Source organism: uncultured Acinetobacter sp., from assembly GCF_947624825.1.
Classification (GTDB): Bacteria; Pseudomonadota; Gammaproteobacteria; order Pseudomonadales; family Moraxellaceae; genus Acinetobacter.
Genome location: NZ_CANQLZ010000002.1, coordinates 53,340 through 69,581 on the forward strand (window position 1 = coordinate 53,340; position 16,242 = coordinate 69,581).

The following is a 16,242-nucleotide window of genomic DNA, read 5'->3' on the forward strand; positions in this document are numbered from 1 at the left end:
TAAAATTTTAAGTTAATATTAAATATAATATTAATAGTAGTGTCTTTTGCTTAAGTACTGACTTTTATTGGCTAGAGCCGTGGGCAAAATTAGGGGAAATAGAATGAATTCATCTGAATCTAAGATTGCATTTTTTTTGCTGATTCATGACTATTCACCGATTGCTTTAAGTCCTCAAGCAAGGTGGCTATTACTTAAACTCATAGCTGAACTGAAATTGGGAGAAGCTGTTCCATCCATAAAAAAAATGGCAACGACCTTTCATATCAATGAAAAAAAAATTAAGGAATGTATTACTGAGTTGGAAGCCCACAGAATTTTAATCCAAGGAAAAGATGGGCTAACTTCTGAAAAAAAGAGTTATATCGATTACAGCCTATTCTTAGCTTGTATGAATGCAAAAAAAATTAAACCACTGAAATTAGAACAGTGGTTTCGTCAAACAGCAAGAGCAGATAATTTCCCTCTTATAGGGCTTTTTCAAAATCTTGTTGAAAACAGACTAGATGATTTTTATATGCACCATTTGCAACATACATCATCTAGATTGTCGGGGATCTTGGATTTTAAGTCCGCTTTAGTGCTTATGGTATTGGTTAGAAATAGTAATCAATATGGAATTACCAATAAGTGTGGAATACACGAATTAAAGCACAAAACAGGTATGTCTAAAGATGCAATTTTTAGATGCATCAAGATATTAGAGATTCAGGGGGTGATCAGAGTAAGAGTTGATGGTGTGCTATCCAGTAAAATTTTAAGAGTATCTAATCCATTTTATATGCTGAATTTATCTCATGAAATCTGGCAGGAAGAAGCAACCTATGGACGGTATTTTATAATTCAATATCCAGAACCACACTCCTTTGAGGTGCAGCAGGTTGCAAGTTTATTGCAATTTTTAGAGAGCAAAAAAGCTACATTAACAAGTATTTTAACGATTAACGATGCTTATCAGATTTATGTAAACCTTTTCATAAGAGTGCCAGAGTTGATCAATGCTACAAAGAGATTGACGATTGAGATGGTTAAGGAAGATTCTTCAATATCTGAACATGAACGGTTTGAATATCGATTTATTATACATCTATTGTCACTTCTTCTTGAGATGCCAAATGCTCATGAAAGCAGTCAATGGCTTAGAGATTTAATTGAGTTTTTTCCACAAAAAAATTCAAAGACACATTTGAATGGGGTGGTTTCTTTATTTGGATTTCTTCAGTGCCATTTAGAACAATGGTGTGCCCAGATTTACAATAATCTCTCTAGAGCTCAGGCATTATCTAGATGTGGAGATTACGTAGATTTACATGATTTGAAAAAAATGTCAGGTCGCTTACAATTGAATGCTTTGTTGAAATTTGCTGAAGATAATTCATTTGAAACGTCTGATCGTATTGCTCGGAGTAACAGTACTCTTTTATCAATGTTAGGTCTGATGATGACCTTGATCGCGAAGAATCAGCTTTATCCATTTTTAACGTATTTAGGCTTAAAAGAACAATTCAGTCAATTTTGTATTGTTCCTCGTCATGCGAAGCAAACACAATATATTTGTATTTTTATGCCATTTCCAAGTCAAATCTCGAATCAATTTACCAAAATTACTTTAGATAACAACCTTGCATTTGTATCTAAGCAAGCACTTTTTCAGGATGAAAGGCGTAATCATTTTTTTAGTGAATCCATTCAACCGAGCCTCAAAGAACTACAGGATTTTGGCTTGCTCCCTGAGAACTGCCTAGCTTTAGATCACTTTACTATTTCTAGAAATAAAATCAAAACTAAGGCGTAACTTTAGCTTCTGCAACATTCCCATATTTTCGTTGTTCTCGCTGTATGGGGTTGCGGTGTAATAGTCAGATCAGAATGACTTGCTTAACAGGTAATATATATTATTAACTATAAGTAATATATAGATAATATATTAAACATAAACAATATCTTATCTAGTTAGGTGGGTACTGTGATTCACTTAGCTCGGTATAGCCCATTTGAGTATGGGCTATACATCATGTATCAATGACACAGTGTTAAAATATTCAGAACTAACCCTATAGTATGTTCCAACGTCTATGAACCTATTCAGCTAAGCAGGATGACCACAACATCCTGCTAGAGAATCATGATCAGTAAAATTTTACATCTCTCTCTTAGATATGAACCTTATGTTTCGAGAGAGAATCCAAATGTACCAGAATATTAAATATGATCAGCTTTACCATGAAGCAGAAGTATTGGCAGCAGTAGACCATTTCATTCAAGAGGTATGCTTGGGTAGTTATGATCTATATTATCAAAACTTTATGATAGACCTACAAAAATTAGTTCAGTCATTTAAGCCAATCTATAACGCTAATTTTTTCTATTGCAATACTGTGCAGATATTCATTGAGGTGGTGAACATCGTTGATCACACACTCAGTCTAATGCCACAGGCAGACTACGATTGTATAGTCTGTTTGGATGAGATGACCGTCTGGCATATTTTGACTTACATCCAGTCATTATCTGGCTGTGTAAAACAACAACTGATAGATTTTCAACAACGTGAATTAAAGAATCAGCATAGCCTTTTTGATTATACATCCACACTCATTCATCATTATGCGAGAACACTGGTGGTTCGAGTGGATTTATCTATCAAGAAAGAATATCAAGCCTTATACAACATCCAAGTGTTCAATAAAGCGCTAGAAACATTACATCGGCGTATCGCAGATCAGGATACTTGCTTTAGTGATTTGTATGGTTATGCGTGGGCATTAGAGCATGGAGTAAGCAAAGGCTATCACTGCCATTTATTGCTTATGTACGATGGCAATAAACATCAAGAAGGCTATGAGTTAGGGGAGTGGGTAGGTAAGTGCTGGGAGCAGATTACACATGGATGTGGTTATATTTTTAACTGTAACCATTCCGACTATATGGATACATATAAAGCGATGGGAACATTAGGCATTGGTATGATTCATCGTGATGTTGAGCATGAAGTTTTTAACTTTCTTAATTATGCTACCCCTTATCTAGTGAATTGTGAAAAAGAGCAGCAGCATCCGAGAGGAAAAGATAAGTCAAACATGCGTAGTTTTGGTAAAGGTGTGATCGATTCGAAAAACCGAAGAGGTTTATAAATATTGAATTTTTAATAGAGAACACTGCGAATGCCATGTTCTCTATTTTATATTTCCTAACATCAAAAAGACAAACTCACATTGCCTTGATCGGTTGTCAATTCAGCTTCAAGGACTTGATCACCACGGCATTTCAGTAAATACGATACTGTAGAGCTATAGCTCATTTGCACAGGCATCTTGCTATGGAAATCTGCGGTGTAATAACCACAACGACCACGATTAATACTCATACCTTGTAAAATAAAAGGTTGATCGTTGGTCGACTGAATTTCTAGAATATATTCAATTGCCCCTTGTACATTAAATGCAGATTGAGACTCACGACTGGTAATTTGAGCACGAACAGATAATGCAGGCTGTTCCATTTCCATAGGAATATGATTGCTATATTCAGCATTGTTTGGATCAAGATCTGACTCCATCATGGATTTGAGCGCTTCAGGATATTTTTCCCAACTCTCAAGAAATGACTGAGCTTGTTTGACCGCAGCAGGCAAATACTCGGTATCATTTTCTACAATCTGAGTTAAGGCTTGTACCTTGGCTTCAACCTCTTCCTTGCTATATGGAGCATATTTAGATTGCTCCTTTTGTGTAGCAGTATTGGATGAGCTGTGTTCAGCTTGATCTGTAGCACTTTGTTGAGTTGGCTGATTGTTTTGACTACACGCGAGCAGTAAAGTTGAAAGTGCTACTGTAAAAAGTATTTTTTTCATGATTGCACTCCGTTATAACTTAGGTCGAATAACGACGAACCAAATGAATAATAGGATCAAGATACCTCCTACAATTTTACCGATGACTGGAAACATTACCGCAGGCCACACTAAGCCTTGCCCCAAATTGTAAGTAAATGGCTTGTAGTTATACTGCCCCCAAAAGTGTTGATAGATGGCAAAGAAAAAACCAATCACCAAGTAGCTACTAATCACCCATGTCTTAATATTTGAATTCATTTACTTTCCCCCAATTGCATATTTTGCCAATGCAATAAATAGTCCCATAACGATCATGAAGCCAATAAATGGCAAACCTAAAAAGCAAATCACTGCAATGATGCAGATGATGCCAGCAAGTGTTCTCATGGTTATTCCTTCATGCATTGATAGGACACATTGACCATATCCATTTGGAAGGATTCAGTTTGCTGCAAGGTATAGAGATTTTCTTTAAGCCCATCTTCCCCATATTTATTTTCAAGTTTGTCGTAGATACATGAACAGGTATTGCCATCAATGCCGCCTGTTTTACAACCACTAATAAACTGACGTTCGGTCTTACTGGCGCAACCTGAAGACATTAATGCAACAGAGATGAGTACAAGTGAAGTTTGAATTTTCATCATTTCCCCTAATTTTTTATTGTGTTATTTGATGTGTAATAAATTTTGCTGAATGGACTAACGTGTAGATGCAACAAAACCGTCTAAGGCTAGACAGCGTTCAGATCATTCAAATAAGCAAAAATTTATGAATGCTGCTAATGCAACAAAGGAATAGAAAATCGTTTTAGGGAAAATAATAAAGATAGAAAGTGCTGAGTCATGGCGACTACTCCTTAGGTTTAAGAAGTTCTACCAATTACTGTCAAATAATGGTGGCAGAACGAAAGAGGGTTGACAGACTGAACCTAAGAATCAGCACACCCGAAGGTGTCCCCCTCCCGTTCTACCGCAGAGGGAGCACGAGTACTCACACCAAAAGAAGGGATCTTTTAGTGCACTTAGGAAACGGTCTGTCAAAACCGACTGACGATGTAGGTCAGCAGTCGAATGATAAATTTAAGGGTGGGTTTAGTCAATCAAGCAATATTGGAAAAACAAGTAAAATCAAAGATTGAAGCGTATGAAAAAAAGTTTTTGGTAAAATTCTAAGATGGGTATGGATCTATATTAAATCATTTTAATTGCTATAGAATTGGTACTCATACTTTATGATCATTAAAATGTATATATTTACGTAACGGGGAAAAAATGAAGGGTGAAGCAAAACAATTTCTGAAATTTATTGATGGCTCGGATAAAAGATTTATCATTCCTGTTTACCAGCGTAACTATAGTTGGCAGAACAAACATTGTGCTCAGTTACTTAATGATTTAAAAGGGTTAATTAAAAAGCCTGATGCCCCTCATTTTTTTGGTAGTATTGTTTCAAGCCATATGCAAGGCGGCAAAAGAGAAGATTTTTTAATTATTGATGGGCAACAACGGTTAACGACCATATCAATTTTGTTGATTGCTATTGTGGATTTACTGAAGCATAAAAAAGTTATTCCTAAAGATGATCGTTTAATTGAGAAAATCACCAAAAAACATCTAGTCGATGAGTATCAAGAAGATCAGCGGAAAATAAGATTAAAGCCAATCAAGGATGACTGTAAAGCTTTCGATGCATTGTTTGGTGATGAATCTGATTTTGTTGATGATTCTAATGTAACGTCAAATTTTAGATATTTTAGAGACAGAATACTGAATGAAAATATCGACATTGATGATTTGTATGATGCAATTTCACGACTACAAACAATTGATATTTTCCTAGAAAAGGATGATGACCCTCAGCTTATATTTGAAAGCTTGAACTCAACGGGACTTGAACTTGAGGAAGGGGATAAAATCCGAAATTTCATTTTGATGGGGCTTTCTTCTGAATTACAAGAAAAATATTATGAAGCTTTTTGGAACAAAATTGAGAAGAATACCCATTTTAAGGTTAGTGATTTTTTCAAAGATTACTTAACCTTAAAACTAAATCGTACAGTCGTTATTAAAGATATCTATTTTACTTTCAAAGATTATGTGAAAAAGAATAATGATGATGTTGAGGTACTATTAAAAGATTTGCTAGAGTATTCAAATCTTTATGCAATAATTTTGAATCCGATGCAATATCAGAACAGTTTTACCGCTGTGTTGGTACGGCTGAGTCAGTTAGAATTTACCGTGATATTTCCAGTCGTATTGGCGATTCTAAAACGTTGGAGTGAAAAAAATCTTACCGATCAAGAGGTCACTGAACTTCTAAGAGTGACGGAAATATTTTTATTTAGACGTTTGATTGTTGGTCTAGCCACGAATGCTTTGTCTAAAATTTTTGCAACTTTAGATAAAGATGTGACTAAGAAAGCACAATCTAGCCAATTGGCATCCTATGCTGAAATTTATAAATATGTGCTGTTAAATAAAGAGGAATCAAGTCGTTTTCCTAATGATGATGAATTTGAGCAAGCTCTTTTTAGCCGTAACATTTATGCCATGAGTTCGAAAAATAAAGCATATTTATTTAGTTTTCTAGAAAATGAGGAAAGCAAAGAACAAATTAATGTAATTGAAAGAATTAAAGATGGAACATACACCATAGAGCATATCATGCCCCAAACGCTTTCTCCTGTTTGGCAAAAAGAACTGGGTGAAAAATCACAACAGATTCACGAGCAATGGTTGCATACTCTGCCAAATTTGACATTAACTGGTTATAACAGCAAATATAGTAATCGACCTTTTAAAGATAAATTAGACGTTGAAAATGGATTTAAAGACAGTAATTTGCGTTTAAATCAATATGTAAGAGAATGTCTAAAATGGACGGAAGAAGAGCTGGTTGAAAGACAAAGCCGCCTATCAAAGAAATCACTTAAATTATGGTATTACCCAACAACAAGTTATGCTCCACCTGTAGAGGAAACGAATGAATATTTACTGGAAGATGACTTTGATTTTACAGGATACACTTTAGTATCTTATACCTTGTATGATGTTGAATCTAAAGTACAATCATGGAAAGAAATGCAGATAGATGTCGTAAAATATTTATTAGAACAACACACAACGAAAATTATGAGTTTATGTGCTGATCAAAAGTTTTATGATCTTTCCTTGCTTGAAACGACAAATAATTTTACTGAAATCAGTAGGTCGGTTTTCTTATACACAAATTGTTCAACGAGAACCAAAATAAATATTCTTAAAAAAATATTTGAGCAGTGTGATGTTGAGCAATCAGAATTAGGTTTTTTAATAAAAAAGGATAGTAATGTTTAAAATTTTGAATGATTCCAAATAATTTCAGATACATAACATCCTAATGAGAATCATGAAGCTCTTTTGAGATCACATGAAAATATGGAATCAGAGCCTGCCTTCGAGCAGGCTTTTTTATGCTCTGAAATTGAGGAGTCGAGTCATGAGCTTGAACTGTCCCTTTTGTCATTCAACAAATGTCATATTGGTTGAAGCACGTACATCACAATCGAATACAGCCTTATCCAGTCTTGGCACGCCAGCCACATTAGCGGCATTAGGAACCACGGTAGCGAAGTCTTTCAATTTGCCGCCGATTGTTGGTGGAATTGCAGGAACTCTAATCGGTGGGGTGTTGAATTCGCTCACAGAACAAAGTGCTCCAACAAAGCAGAACTTATGCTTTTGCCAAAACTGCTACCAAAAATTCCCCACTCATCTTTTGCATTAATCACATCAGTACACATTCAAATTTTAACTTATAAGGAATATATCTATGGCACATTTACTTGAACAAATGGCTTATGTCGGTGAAACCCCTTGGCATGGGCTAGGGAATCAACTGAGTCAAAACCAACCAATTGAGGTCTGGGCACAGCAGGCAGGCATGGACTGGCGTATCGAGTCATCCAATGTCAGTTATATGGCACAGAATGAACGTGGGCAAAGCATCATCATGCCGTATGAAGAACAGCGTGTACTTTACCGTTCTGATACCCATGCACCGTTATCTGTAGTCAGCCAACGCTTTCAGGAAGTCCAACCTCGCGAGATCTTAGAGTTCTATCGTGATCTAACTGAACAATCAGGCTTTGAATTGGAAACCGCAGGCGTGCTTAAAGGTGGTAAGAAGTTCTGGGCGCTGGCACGTACAGGTCAATCTACTGCACTTAAAGGCAAGGATGTCAGTAATGGCTACATTCTGTTGGCAACCGCTTGTGATGGCACCTTGGCAACTACGGCACAATTCACTTCCATTCGTGTTGTCTGCAACAACACCTTGGCGATTGCTTTACGTGGTCAGAACAGTAGCGCAGGTGTAGTGAAAGTTCCGCATAGCACCAAGTTTGATGCAGATAAGGTCAAACAGCAATTGGGTATTTCAGTTCGTGCATGGGATGAACACATGTATGAAATGAAGCAGCTCAGTCAGCGTAAAGTCACCCAGTCTGAAGCCGCAGCCTACTTTGATGCGGTATTTAATAACACCACAATGAGCATTGCAGATCAGGAAGAAAATATTATTCAGTTCTACCGTGATGTTGCAACTCAGGCAGCACAGGCAAATGCCAAGGAAAAAGCTGAGCCAAATGCCAAGGCGATGACTAAAGCAATGGACATGTTTAATGGTCAGGGGCGTGGTGCAACACTTTCATCGTCTAAGGATACCGCTTACGGATTACTCTGTTCGATTACGGAGTTTATCGATCACGAGCGTCGTGCCATGAGTACAGATCATCGACTCGATTCAGCTTGGTTTGGTGCAGGAGCAGCGATCAAGCAACGTGGACTAGAACAGGCTTTACGCATGGTGTCATAGCGTAGAAGGTTAAGTTTTTGCAATGGAAAGTTAGACCTATCCTTTCGATTCTAAAGATAAATTTACATTTTAAAAATAATTAAACCACATCTTCGGGTGTGGTTTTTTTATGCCCTTTATTTGCCATCACCCATATAAAAATGAGGAATCCAATATGAATACAGCAATATTAAACCCATCCATTCAACAAGCAAGTAAACCCTTTAATGCTCCAAAATTGTTTACAGCAAAACGCTTGGTCAATACCAAAAATATGACTCAATCTGACTGGCTTGAGGTCAGACGACAAGGTGTTGGCAGTAGTGATTGTGCAGCAGCCTGTGGATTGAATCCCTATATGTCGATGCTCGAACTTTGGATGATCAAGACAGGGCGAGTCAAAAAATCGATTGAAGATGAAAGTTCAGGTGTCGCTCCACTATATTGGGGTAAGCAGCTAGAGCCATTGGTCGCTGAGTACTACAGCATGCATACCAATAACAAGGTACGCAGAATCAATGCAGTGCTTCAGCATCCAGATCCTGATAAACATTTTATGCTTGCCAATCTGGACTACTCCGTTGTGGGTAGCAATGAAGTCCAAATTCTGGAATGCAAAACAGCAGGTGAGTACGGCGCAAAACTTTGGCGAGATGGAGTACCTTTATACGTACTGTGTCAGGTGCAGCATCAACTTGCAGTGACAGGCAAACGAGCAGCACATGTTTGTGTGCTGATCTGTGGGCATGAAACCAAAATTTTCAAAGTGACGCGCTCCGAATCCGTGATCAAACATATCATCAATGCCGAACGTTACTTCTGGGAGTGTGTGGAAAAAGATACACCACCTGATGTAGATGCCAGTGAATCGGCAGCTAAAGCCATACAGCAGCTCTATCCACAACATATTCCGTTGACTGTTGAAGACTTGAGTCATAACGAACAAGCCAATCAATTGTTTGCTCAACTGATCCAGGAAAAACTTCAGATTGAAAAACATCAAAACAACTTTGATGAAACTAAGCATCAAATCCAGATGTTGATGAGGGATGCTGAACGAGCAACCTTTGCCAATGGTTCAGTGACGTGGAAGAAATCCAAAGATTCAATCAGTTTAGACAGCAAAGCCTTACTCAAACTTCATCCTGAAATGCTTGAGCAGTTTCCACAAAGTAAAGCTGGGACGCGACGTTTTCAGATTTATACCGATGACTGAATCCATCACATCGATATTTCTAATCTTCCAAAAAGCGCAAAAAACCACCCCGATCCACCGACTCCCGAAGGAGCGGTGGACTAATAATGGCGGTCTTTGCATTTCATCTGATCTTTAAACAGTTTTGTATTTGTTTACATAACAAAGGGTCAACAGTAAAATTTTATTTAGAGAACAAACAGCATGATTAAAGGTTTAGCGATTACACCACCGATCCTTGGACGTATCAGTATTGGTAAAGTTGTTGAAAAGAACGGTAAACGACTGCCTGAAAAGGACGACCAATTTACCATTACCAGTCAAATTCAAAGCAAGGATGGGTGGATCAAACATCCACTCGATGAGCAGTTACGCAGTAAAGCACCGAATCAAAAACTCCGTACCATTCCAGTACGGATGATTTTTAATGATCCAGAACTGAATCTAAGGGCAGAGTACACCTTATTTGATCGACAAACAGGACGACCTGTTTGTGTAGGCAATGGAGAAACATGCCAGCGCCTCACTAATCAAGGCGTAGAACAACATTTCTGTCCCTCACCTGATTTATGTCCTTTAGCTCAAGGAGGCAATTGCAAGCCCTATGGTCGACTGCATGTTAATTTAGATGAGTCGGATGAACTGGGAACATTTATCTTTAGAACCACTGGCTTTAACAGTATCCGTACCTTGGCTGCACGGCTCAGCTACTACCATGCTGCATCGAATAGTTTGCTGTCATGCTTGCCACTGCAATTAACACTACGAGGAAAATCAACCACACAAAGCTATCGTACCCCCGTGTATTACGTGGATCTGACTTTACGTGAGGGGATTCATTTACAGGATGCGATTCAAACAGCCAAGGAGATTGATCAGCAAAGTAAAGCAGCGGGGTTTAATCAAAGTGCGCTTGATCAGATGGCACGGCAAGGCTTTGCCAATGCGAAGTTCGAGGTGAATGTAGAGGAAGGATTGGATGTGGTAGAGGAGTTTTATTTCGATGAGGGTGGAAATTCTGAAGTTGAGCAAGCTCAGCCTAGTTCAAAAGCCAAAGCTAAGCCTAAATTCAATCAAGGGGATGGGTTTGTACAGGATATTCATAAAGGCTTACAGGGGAGTGTGAGGGCGGTGAATTAAATATTTAAAAAATATAATTTTTTAAGGAACAAACGTTCCTTATTTTTTTGTTTTTCTGTGTGAAAAATATTAGAATTTCACTAAGGGGTTAAATAATTGAAATTGGAAAATGGTCAAGCAAGCAGATTTGGAAATAGATGAAACACATGAATTCTCTCGTGAGGACTTAGTTAGTAAAATTAAGCTATGTGAGAGTAGAAGAATTGATTTAGATGTTTTAGATGAAATTTATTCTGAAGTAGGGATTTATGCTGCACATCGATGGTTATCATTACAAGCCGAAGCAAAAGTTTGTAGTGATAAATTAGCTAAAAAGCTTGATAAAAAAATAGATATTTTACTGAAAAATCATATTTTTTTTGATAATAAACTAGTTATGGTTTATGACCAACTAACTACAGATGATGTTGAATTATTCACTGAGGGTATGATTGAGCTTTTTGGTAATAATACCGCTTTTGATGATTCCTCATATATCGCCAATGGTTGTTATGAGGTTTCTGATTCAATCGTACTTTATAACTTTAAGATATATAGAGAAATTCAGGAAAGAAAAGAGCTTACTGCAAAAGACCTAGGAGAGAAGGCGTTAGAGGTTCTTGATAAATATAATAGAATTGTTGGTTATAGTCCAATATCAGTTGACTGTTTTGATGCTGTAATAATAGATGGTCTAAATAAAAGATTAATCTTGCAATTAGATCTTGGAAGTATTGTTTTAGCTAATGCTGTTGATAAATTTTTTCATGACTTTCGAACAGCACTTAATGATGCATTTGTAAAAGTAGGCGTCAAGAACTGTCGTATTCCTGAGAAAACAGAATTTGTAAATCTTTATGGCAGTATTCAGAACTATTATGATAATCCTGAGGGAGAAGTGACTGATGCATCGTTTTCGACTTCTAAAAACAACCATCGTGAGTATATTAAAGAAGAGGCTAGAGATATCAGAAAAGCAGACTATCATAGCAATGGGAAATTAGCTGAGGAAAGGTTTGGAGGAAAAATAAGACCTTATCGTATCAGTAAACGATTTGAGCGTATTTTAAATACTTGGCCTCAAGTTTATGTTGGTGTTCATCATAGATATTTTGCTAATGATAAATCTGGCTTTAAAAGTCTATACCAAGCTCATATTTTTGATATCAAATCACGTGAAGATTATGATTTTATTATAGAAAAAATTTTAGCAAATAGATAAAAATTATGAATAATATTCAAAAAGGAAATTATTTTTATAAGATTATTGAGTGTCGGAGTTTTTCTGAATTTCCCGATGTTAAAAGCGGTTGTCTTTCGATTTTAGATTATTTAATGATTGCAGGTAGAGATCAAGAAGTAACTTTTTATTTTGATGAGCTACGCGAAAAAGTAGATGAACGAGTAAGTGATAATGACTTTATTTTAAGCGTTTTTTATTTAACTCGTTCTGATGTACAAGTGCTAGAACAGTCATTTTCTGCATGGCATTCTTTAAGTGGATTTAGAAAAAAGGTGAAAAAAGAATTAGTAAATAAAATGATAAAAAGTAAAGAATTTTCTCATCCATTTTCAGGCGAGCAATTAACAGAAAAAGAGTTTTATGATGCAGTAATACCATATTTTGTTGTTACCCAGTTTTTCTTGGATCACAAAAATGACAAAATTTAACTTAAATAATGATCAAGTGTCAAAGTTATATCAGGTCAAAAACATTGAATCTCAAGATGATTTTCTATTGTTGTTAGAAAATGCATTGGTCGATTCTTCGAGACGAATTTGTACTAGTCGAAAAAAAAATACTCTCGCAAAAAATTTTACTAAGCTATGTGAATCTGCAAAAAATGGTTTTAGTGATTCTAAAGGATTAAAAAGTCATATCAAGCTTTTAGAAAAAGTATTGGAAGATGATATTACTTGCCGAATAGTAGAGCACCTTGATTTACAAGGTTTTCATGCAAGTCACGAATCAGACCATAATGGGCACGTAGATATTTTGGTGCAGACTGATGATAAAGTTTATACATGGTTAGGCGAGGCAAAGTTATACAAAGGGAGTCGATATAGTGAAAAAGGTTTATATCAATTAGTTAGTGATTATTCGACTGGTGCGGAAAATGAAAGCGGTGGAGTTCTTTTATATCTGAATGAAACTCGTTTACAGGTGAAAGAAATCATGAATGAATGGCAATCACATTTAACGAATCTTTCAGTAGATCTGACTAATAGGTTAGAAGGGCTGACTTTTGAACCTAAGAAAGGAACGAGCGCAATATTTTACACTAATCACATTCATCATCGTTCAGGTGATCCATACCGTATAAGACATTGTTGTTTGGATATTCGTGCTGAATTTTAAACTCCCTCATTATTTTTTGAAGTCCGTTTTAGAAGATAAGTAATGGGTTGAGAACGCTTCCAAAATCAACGAGAATACAAGTAACATAAGCCTTCGTGACATAAAGGCTTTAACTTTTTTAAGAACTGTAGACAACCTATGAACAAGCAACAACTCGCTTCCAAAATTTGGGATTCCGCAAACAAAATGCGCTCAAAAATTGAGGCAAATGAATATAAAGACTATATCTTAGGGTTCATGTTCTACAAATTTCTATCAGACAAAGAGCAAGCTTTTTTAGAAGCCAATGACTTTAGTCAGGCAGATATTGAAACACTCACTGAAGAAGACCTAGAAACGGTTGAATTTATTAAAGATGGTATAGGTTATTTTATTGCCTATGACAATCTGTTTTCGACATGGTTGAAAAAAGGCAATGATTTTAACGTTGCCAATGTCCGTGATGCACTTTCTGCTTTTTCACGTTTAATCAGTCCATCACATAAAAAAGTATTCGATGGTATTTTTAAAACGCTGGAAACAGGTCTAAGTAAATTGGGTGATAACTCAAACAGTCAAACCAAAGCCATCAGTGATTTATTGCAATTGATCAAAGTTATTCCAATGAATAATAAGCAAGACTATGATGTACTTGGTTTTATTTATGAATATTTAATTGGTTCTTTTGCTGCCAATGCAGGAAAGAAAGCAGGTGAGTTTTATACACCGCATGAAGTGTCGGTGTTAATGTCTGAAATCATTGCGCATCATTTAAAAGATCAAGAAGAAATCAAAATTTACGATCCAACGAGTGGATCGGGGTCATTGCTAATTAACATTGGTAGTTCAGTTGCCAAGCATGTCAATGATGAAAATAAAATCAAATATTACGCACAAGAGTTAAAGGAAAATACCTATAACTTAACCCGTATGAATTTGGTGATGCGTGGCATTCTGCCAGCCAATATTGTTGCTCGTAATGCCGACACCTTAGAGGATGATTGGCCGTATTTTGATGACAATGATCCGATCAATACCTATGAGCCATTGTATGTCGATGCCGTGGTGTCTAATCCACCGTACTCGCAAGCGTGGGATCCTGCAAATAAAGAATCTGATCCACGTTATTCACGTTTTGGTTTAGCACCAAAAACTAAAGCTGACTATGCGTTTCTACTGCATGATCTATATCACTTAAAACCTGATGGCATCATGGCGATTGTTCTGCCACACGGCGTATTGTTCCGTGGTGGTGAAGAGGAGCGTATCCGTAAAAACTTGCTTGAAAATAAGCATATTGATGCAATCATTGGGTTACCTGCCAATATCTTCTTTGGTACAGGTATTCCAACTGTGATCATTATTTTAAAACAACGTCGCCAAAGAAGTGATGTTCTTATTGTTGATGCCTCCAAAGGTTTTATTAAAGTTGGTAAAAACAACCATCTACAAGCATCGAATATCAAGAAAATTGTTGATGCTGTTGTACAGCGTAAAGATATTGAGCAATTTTCTAAATTGGTCAGTTTGGAAGAAATTCGTGAGCAAGGCTATAACTTAAATATTCCACGTTATGTAGACTCGTCTGCAACAGCAGAAACTTGGGATATTTATGCCACCATGTTTGGGGGTATTCCGAAAAAAGAAATTGATGCTTATGCCGAGTATTGGAAGGCATTCCCTCAGTTACGCCAAGACTTATTTACTGACAGCGACACACCTTATGTCGATTTAGCCACGACAGAAATCAGTAACGCTATTTATCAGCATGCCAATGTTCAAACATTTAAAACGCAATTTAATACTGCTTTTGCTAATTTCCATGATTATTTAAAAGCTGAGTTGATTGGCAAAATGCAGACTTTGCATATTGCACAACAGGAAAATGTTTTAAGTCAGGATATTTTCAAGCGTCTGGAAAATATTCCTCTAGTTGACAAATATCAAGCCTATCAAGCTTTAGATGATCAATGGCAAAGCATCGCAGGGGATTTGGAGATTATTCAGTCTGAAGGTTTAACCGCTGCCAAGATTGTGAATCCGAATATCGTCATTAAAAAGAAAGATGGTAAAGAACAGGAAGTTCAAGACGGTTGGGTGGGTTATGTGTTGCCATTTGATTTGGTACAACAGCATTTACTCATTGACGAACTCACCGCTTTGCAAAGTAAAGAACGAGCTTTAACTGAAGCAAGTGCTGAAATTGAAGCGATTATGGACTCGTTGTCTGAGGAAGAAAAAGACACTTTATTGAATGATGCCAATGACGCTTTTGTCACAGCAGAGATTAGCAAAGCGTTGAAACAGGCTTTTGAAGATATTGAAACGCCTGAAATTCGTGCGATCAATGAATTGTTAGTATTGCTTGCAAATAAAGCCAAAAAGCCTGAGCAGGAACAGTTTGTACAGGCACATCCTGAAGTGCAATGGGCGAAGGTTGAAGCGAATAAAAACGGCACATTTGCTGTAGCCAAAGTCAAAGCCTATTTAAAAACGTTACAGGCGAATTTTACTTTTGCGGAAGACTCTCTGGAAGCGAAGTTGTTCCAAGTGGAAGATTTGCTTGCACAGGAAAAAGAGTTGAAAGCTGAGATTAAAGCCGATGCTAATGCTTTGCATTTGTTAACCAAAACCACGATTGAAGCCTTGCAGGATTCACAAGTTTTGGAGTTGCTTGAAGCGAAGTGGGTACAACCGATTGTGTCTGCGATTTTAGCGTTGCCGAATGAAGTGATTGAGCATTTGATTGATGTGGTGCAGGCTTTGGCAGATAAGTATGCAGTGACTTATACCGAAACGACGCAAAAGCTGACTGAAGCGGAAAATAGTCTTGCAGACCTGATAGATGATTTGACGGGTGATGATTTTGATATGCAAGGTTTGGCACAGTTTCAGACTTTGTTAAAAGGGGCGTAA

The 16,242-nt window shown here is 36.9% G+C and carries 15 protein-coding genes; 11 read left to right on the top strand and 4 right to left on the bottom strand.

Going from position 1 to position 16,242, the window contains the following annotated elements:
* Positions 1–103 precede the first annotated feature (103 nt).
* Entirely contained in the window at positions 104–1,795 is a 1,692-nt protein-coding gene (locus Q0017_RS01165; protein WP_298141823.1) for a hypothetical protein, read from the top strand.
* 394 nt (positions 1,796–2,189) lie between these two features.
* Positions 2,190–3,134, top strand: a complete 945-nt coding sequence (locus Q0017_RS01170; RefSeq protein ID WP_298141824.1) for an inovirus-type Gp2 protein — start codon at positions 2,190–2,192, stop codon at positions 3,132–3,134.
* Between the two features lie 62 nt (positions 3,135–3,196).
* Here the strand turns inward: Q0017_RS01170 and Q0017_RS01175 are convergent, their stop codons facing one another.
* From Q0017_RS01175 to Q0017_RS01190, 4 genes are read right to left on the bottom strand one after another with little or no spacing between them, the layout of a single operon-like run.
* Positions 3,197–3,853: a hypothetical protein gene (locus tag Q0017_RS01175; RefSeq protein WP_298141825.1), complete on the bottom strand. Its 657-nt coding sequence runs from the start codon at positions 3,851–3,853 to the stop codon at positions 3,197–3,199.
* A 12-nt stretch (positions 3,854–3,865) separates the two neighbouring features.
* On the bottom strand, positions 3,866–4,093 hold the full coding sequence (locus Q0017_RS01180; protein ID WP_002045549.1) for a hypothetical protein: 228 nt from the start codon (positions 4,091–4,093) through the stop codon (positions 3,866–3,868).
* Complete coding sequence (locus Q0017_RS01185) at positions 4,094–4,222, bottom strand: hypothetical protein (protein WP_005146783.1); 129 nt, start codon at positions 4,220–4,222, stop codon at positions 4,094–4,096.
* A 2-nt stretch (positions 4,223–4,224) separates the two neighbouring features.
* Complete coding sequence (locus tag Q0017_RS01190) at positions 4,225–4,479, bottom strand: hypothetical protein (protein WP_050041754.1); 255 nt, start codon at positions 4,477–4,479, stop codon at positions 4,225–4,227.
* A 630-nt stretch (positions 4,480–5,109) separates the two neighbouring features.
* On the opposite strand from Q0017_RS01190, the gene Q0017_RS01200 reads away from it, so the two are divergent.
* From Q0017_RS01200 to Q0017_RS01240, 9 genes are all read left to right on the top strand, one after another.
* Positions 5,110–7,176, top strand: coding sequence for a DUF262 domain-containing protein (locus Q0017_RS01200; protein ID WP_298141826.1), 2,067 nt, complete (start codon positions 5,110–5,112; stop codon positions 7,174–7,176).
* 142 nt (positions 7,177–7,318) lie between these two features.
* Entirely contained in the window at positions 7,319–7,606 is a 288-nt protein-coding gene (locus Q0017_RS01205; RefSeq protein ID WP_298141827.1) for a hypothetical protein, read from the top strand.
* Between the two features lie 45 nt (positions 7,607–7,651).
* The gene (locus Q0017_RS01210) at positions 7,652–8,695 is read left to right on the top strand and encodes a DUF932 domain-containing protein (protein WP_298141828.1); all 1,044 of its coding nucleotides are present in this window, start codon (positions 7,652–7,654) and stop codon (positions 8,693–8,695) included.
* A 154-nt stretch (positions 8,696–8,849) separates the two neighbouring features.
* On the top strand, positions 8,850–9,890 hold the full coding sequence (locus Q0017_RS01215) for a lambda-exonuclease family protein (protein ID WP_298141829.1): 1,041 nt from the start codon (positions 8,850–8,852) through the stop codon (positions 9,888–9,890).
* Between the two features lie 183 nt (positions 9,891–10,073).
* Entirely contained in the window at positions 10,074–11,009 is a 936-nt protein-coding gene (locus Q0017_RS01220) for a hydrolase or metal-binding protein (protein ID WP_298141830.1), read from the top strand.
* Between the two features lie 109 nt (positions 11,010–11,118).
* Positions 11,119–12,210, top strand: coding sequence for a hypothetical protein (locus Q0017_RS01225; RefSeq protein ID WP_168408812.1), 1,092 nt, complete (start codon positions 11,119–11,121; stop codon positions 12,208–12,210).
* A gap of 5 nt (positions 12,211–12,215) precedes the next feature.
* A complete protein-coding gene (locus tag Q0017_RS01230) occupies positions 12,216–12,659 on the top strand; it encodes a hypothetical protein (protein WP_298141831.1) in 444 nt (147 codons plus the stop codon).
* Positions 12,646–13,347: a hypothetical protein gene (locus tag Q0017_RS01235; protein ID WP_298141832.1), complete on the top strand. Its 702-nt coding sequence runs from the start codon at positions 12,646–12,648 to the stop codon at positions 13,345–13,347. Before Q0017_RS01230 ends, Q0017_RS01235 begins: the two co-directional genes overlap by 14 nt.
* Positions 13,348–13,485: 138 nt before the next feature.
* Positions 13,486–16,242, top strand: coding sequence for a type I restriction-modification system subunit M (locus tag Q0017_RS01240; protein ID WP_298141833.1), 2,757 nt, complete (start codon positions 13,486–13,488; stop codon positions 16,240–16,242).

Coding starts and splice junctions, on each gene's coding strand:
- Q0017_RS01230 (WP_298141831.1), top strand. CDS start 12,216: ATGAATAATATTCAAAAAGGAAATTATTTTTATAAGATTATTGAGTGT.
- Q0017_RS01175 (WP_298141825.1), bottom strand. CDS start 3,853: ATGAAAAAAATACTTTTTACAGTAGCACTTTCAACTTTACTGCTCGCG.
- Q0017_RS01170 (WP_298141824.1), top strand. CDS start 2,190: ATGTACCAGAATATTAAATATGATCAGCTTTACCATGAAGCAGAAGTA.
- Q0017_RS01210 (WP_298141828.1), top strand. CDS start 7,652: ATGGCACATTTACTTGAACAAATGGCTTATGTCGGTGAAACCCCTTGG.
- Q0017_RS01215 (WP_298141829.1), top strand. CDS start 8,850: ATGAATACAGCAATATTAAACCCATCCATTCAACAAGCAAGTAAACCC.
- Q0017_RS01190 (WP_050041754.1), bottom strand. CDS start 4,479: ATGAAAATTCAAACTTCACTTGTACTCATCTCTGTTGCATTAATGTCT.
- Q0017_RS01165 (WP_298141823.1), top strand. CDS start 104: ATGAATTCATCTGAATCTAAGATTGCATTTTTTTTGCTGATTCATGAC.
- Q0017_RS01180 (WP_002045549.1), bottom strand. CDS start 4,093: ATGAATTCAAATATTAAGACATGGGTGATTAGTAGCTACTTGGTGATT.
- Q0017_RS01240 (WP_298141833.1), top strand. CDS start 13,486: ATGAACAAGCAACAACTCGCTTCCAAAATTTGGGATTCCGCAAACAAA.
- Q0017_RS01200 (WP_298141826.1), top strand. CDS start 5,110: ATGAAGGGTGAAGCAAAACAATTTCTGAAATTTATTGATGGCTCGGAT.
- Q0017_RS01235 (WP_298141832.1), top strand. CDS start 12,646: ATGACAAAATTTAACTTAAATAATGATCAAGTGTCAAAGTTATATCAG.
- Q0017_RS01205 (WP_298141827.1), top strand. CDS start 7,319: ATGAGCTTGAACTGTCCCTTTTGTCATTCAACAAATGTCATATTGGTT.
- Q0017_RS01220 (WP_298141830.1), top strand. CDS start 10,074: ATGATTAAAGGTTTAGCGATTACACCACCGATCCTTGGACGTATCAGT.
- Q0017_RS01185 (WP_005146783.1), bottom strand. CDS start 4,222: ATGAGAACACTTGCTGGCATCATCTGCATCATTGCAGTGATTTGCTTT.
- Q0017_RS01225 (WP_168408812.1), top strand. CDS start 11,119: ATGGTCAAGCAAGCAGATTTGGAAATAGATGAAACACATGAATTCTCT.